We start from the raw sequence: 2,902 nt of genomic DNA on the forward strand, positions 1-2,902 counted from the left end.
TTTCTGCACCCCCTATACCAGGAAAAAGAGCCAGGCAAAAATCATGAAATTTCCCGGCTCCGGCCGGTAAATCCCCCGGCAGCAGGAGGTAGAAAACAGCTTTTTCCCTTCTAACAAGTATCTTAAGCAGGGATTGCCAAATACCACCGCCTGATATAAACTAATACCAGGTGGTGATTTTCATGAAGCTATATACAATAAGCGAGTTTGCCGAAAAACTTGGCGTCAGCGTATCGACTCTTCGCGCTTGGGATAAAGAAGGTAACTGGTTGCTTTACGTACCCCAACTAACAAACGAAGGTATACTGAAGAAATGCTCTACCGGGCACTGGGCATAAAGAATCGCCAGGAACCAAAGAAAATCGTTTTATATGCCCGGGTGTCATCAGCCGGCCAGAAACCGGACCTGGAAGACCAGCTGAAATACCTGAAGGACTTCGCCGCCGGCAAGGGGCTAACCGTGGACGAAATACTTGCCGATGTCGGCTCCGCCCTCAATTACAGGCGCAAGAATTTCCTGAAGCTGTGCGGCATGGTCACTCGGGGAGAAGTCAAAACTGTCGTCGTTGCTCACAAGGACCGCCTGGTGCGGTTCGGCTTCGATTTCTTCGAAGACCTGTTCGCCAAATTCGGCTGTGAAATCCTGGTGGTTAACAAGGCCGAAGACATGTCCCCGGCCCAGGAGTTGACCGAAGACCTGATCAGCATCGTCCAGCGCTTCGCGGCCAAGCTCTATGGCCAGAGAACCTACAAGGCCCGGAAGCTCATCAAAACGGTGAAGGAGGTGCTGTCCGGTGCAGCAGACGGTAAAGCAAAAAGGCCTGTCGCTGAACAAAAAGAAGTGGTCTGAAATCGTCAAGACCACCGAAGCCTACGCCCGCCAGAAGGACGCTTTCTTGGTTCAATTCGAACACGTCAAATACCTGCACTACCTGGGCGAAAAACGCGAGTTGCGGGACGAGCTGGTGAAAGCTGGACTTCCCAACCGCTTCGGCCTCCAGGCCCGGCAGTGGAAGCTGGCCCTGGACGACGCTCTCCACACCCTGGAGAGGCAGTGGGAGGCCGCCATCGCCGAGGTCAAGGAGCACCTTTACCGTCACAAAGGAATGACCGACGAAGAAAAGCACTACGCCTTCTGGCTGCTGTACAGGCATAAAAAGCACGGCCGCGACTGGAAACGCATCCAGGCTGTCTTCACCGGTGAGGATGTAGCCAGCAAAAAGATAAACCTGGACGCGAAGGGCCGCGCGAAAGTGAGAAAATACTTAAAGCGCACCTTCCGCCACGTTCTGGGCAAAAAGCCCCGCGTCAAAAGGGTGCGCAGCTTCGTGGTAGACCAGCAGATGTACCGGGTGTTCACCGTAGGGAACCGCCAGTACATTGCCGTGGCTACCCTGGTCCCGGGTGAAAGGGTGATCATCCCTTTGGCCGGGGTGCACGCAATAGAAGGCAACTTGCGGGTGATATTGTTGCCTGACGAGCAGGCGGTGGAAATCCACCTGACCAGGGAACCAAAAGCCTACCCGCCCGGCGAGGAAGAGGTGGGCATTGATCTGGGTGTAACGGAAGTGTTCACCGACGATGCCGGCAAGAAGTACCGGCCCGAATACGGGAAGGCCCTGCGGGAAATGTCCGACCGTATTTTAGACAAAAGCCAAAAACGTGGCAAACTTTGGACTCTCTACCGAAAGTTTTTGAAGCAGGACCCACCCAAGGCCCGCCGTATCCTGAGGCACAACCTGGGCCTTGCCAAGCAAACCAAAAGGAACAAGAGATACCGGGCCAGGTGCGAGAACGAAATCAACCGGGCCTTTAACGAATTCTACAAAGAACGCCGGCCGAAGATAATTGCCTACGAAGACCTCGCCCACCTGAGGGGCAAGGCCAAAAGCAAGGGCCTTACCCGCAAGGTGAGCATCTGGCAGCGGAGCATAATGAAAAAGCGGCTGGAGTACAAAAACCGTGTCCACTCCGTCACCGACCCCGGCCCGCAGAACGCGGCCTACTCCAGCCAGGAGTGCCCAAAGTGTCATTGGGTGGATACCCAGAACCGCAGCGGCGACTTCTTCAGGTGCCGGAAGTGCGAGTTTACAGCAGACGCGGATCAGGTGAGCGCGATGAATCTGAAGAGCAGGCTGCACGACGAAGAGCAGGCTGCACGACGGCGAGATAACCCGGTACACGCCTTACAAAGAGGTTAAAGAGGTACTCTTGCGCCGCCACTACGAAAGCAGTGCGGTTTAGCCGCATCTGTTTGCCCCGGGCGTCCCGGGGCACGGGAGGCGGAGGCGGCCCGGCGGGAGAAAGTACTGCTGGAACGTGCGCCGGCTGGCGTGAGGCGCACGCGAAGGCAGGCTTTTACGATGAAGGGCACAGGCCCTGAGCACCGCCGGGTGCCCTGCTGGGAGTGCGCGCTTCAATTGCCACCCTGGCAGCGGCGCCAATCGACTCCGTCCTCTCCGGGTGGGAGCCCTGCAGGCTGGGCGCCAGCACCACCCCGCCGTTTGGAAGCGTTGCGGAGCTGGAAGAAGACGGTGGCTTCGGCTGCCAGATGACGCTCCTCGACTCTGCACGTGACTGTTTCGGGCGGGACTCCAGATGCCATGGTCCGTTCATCCTGCCAGCTGGGTGGGCGAGAAAGTTGGCCTCTCGGAGAGCGTGAACTTGAAGCCTGCTTTGCTGTCAGGGTGCTATCTTCTGATAAAACCTGATAGCAAAAATGAAACAGTTAACTTCTCTGCGTAATAATTAATGATATGATAACCAGGATTGCTCAAAAAAGCGGGTGAAAAAATGGCCAAGAAACACAACCCGCAGGATGCCCTTTTTTACCGGCAGGGAGAGAGAAAAGAAATCGTGGTGGCCGCCCCCCACCACGGCTGCACTCCCGGGTCTGATTATT

General features: G+C 56.1%; 1 protein-coding gene and 1 pseudogene. Both read left to right on the forward strand.

Annotated features, from left to right (window positions below; all coding sequences use genetic code 11):
* Positions 1-182: 182 nt before the first annotated feature.
* A pseudogene (locus HPY90_RS15715) lies at positions 183-850 on the forward strand (IS607 family transposase).
* Positions 795-2,201: a zinc ribbon domain-containing protein gene (locus HPY90_RS15720; protein WP_287195904.1), complete on the forward strand. Its 1,407-nt coding sequence runs from the start codon at positions 795-797 to the stop codon at positions 2,199-2,201. Before HPY90_RS15715 ends, HPY90_RS15720 begins: the two are co-directional and overlap by 56 nt.
* Positions 2,202-2,902 lie beyond the last annotated feature (701 nt).

The sequence above is a fragment of the Syntrophothermus sp. genome, assembly GCF_013314835.1.
GTDB classification, from domain to species: Bacteria; Bacillota; Syntrophomonadia; order Syntrophomonadales; family Syntrophothermaceae; genus Syntrophothermus; species Syntrophothermus lipocalidus.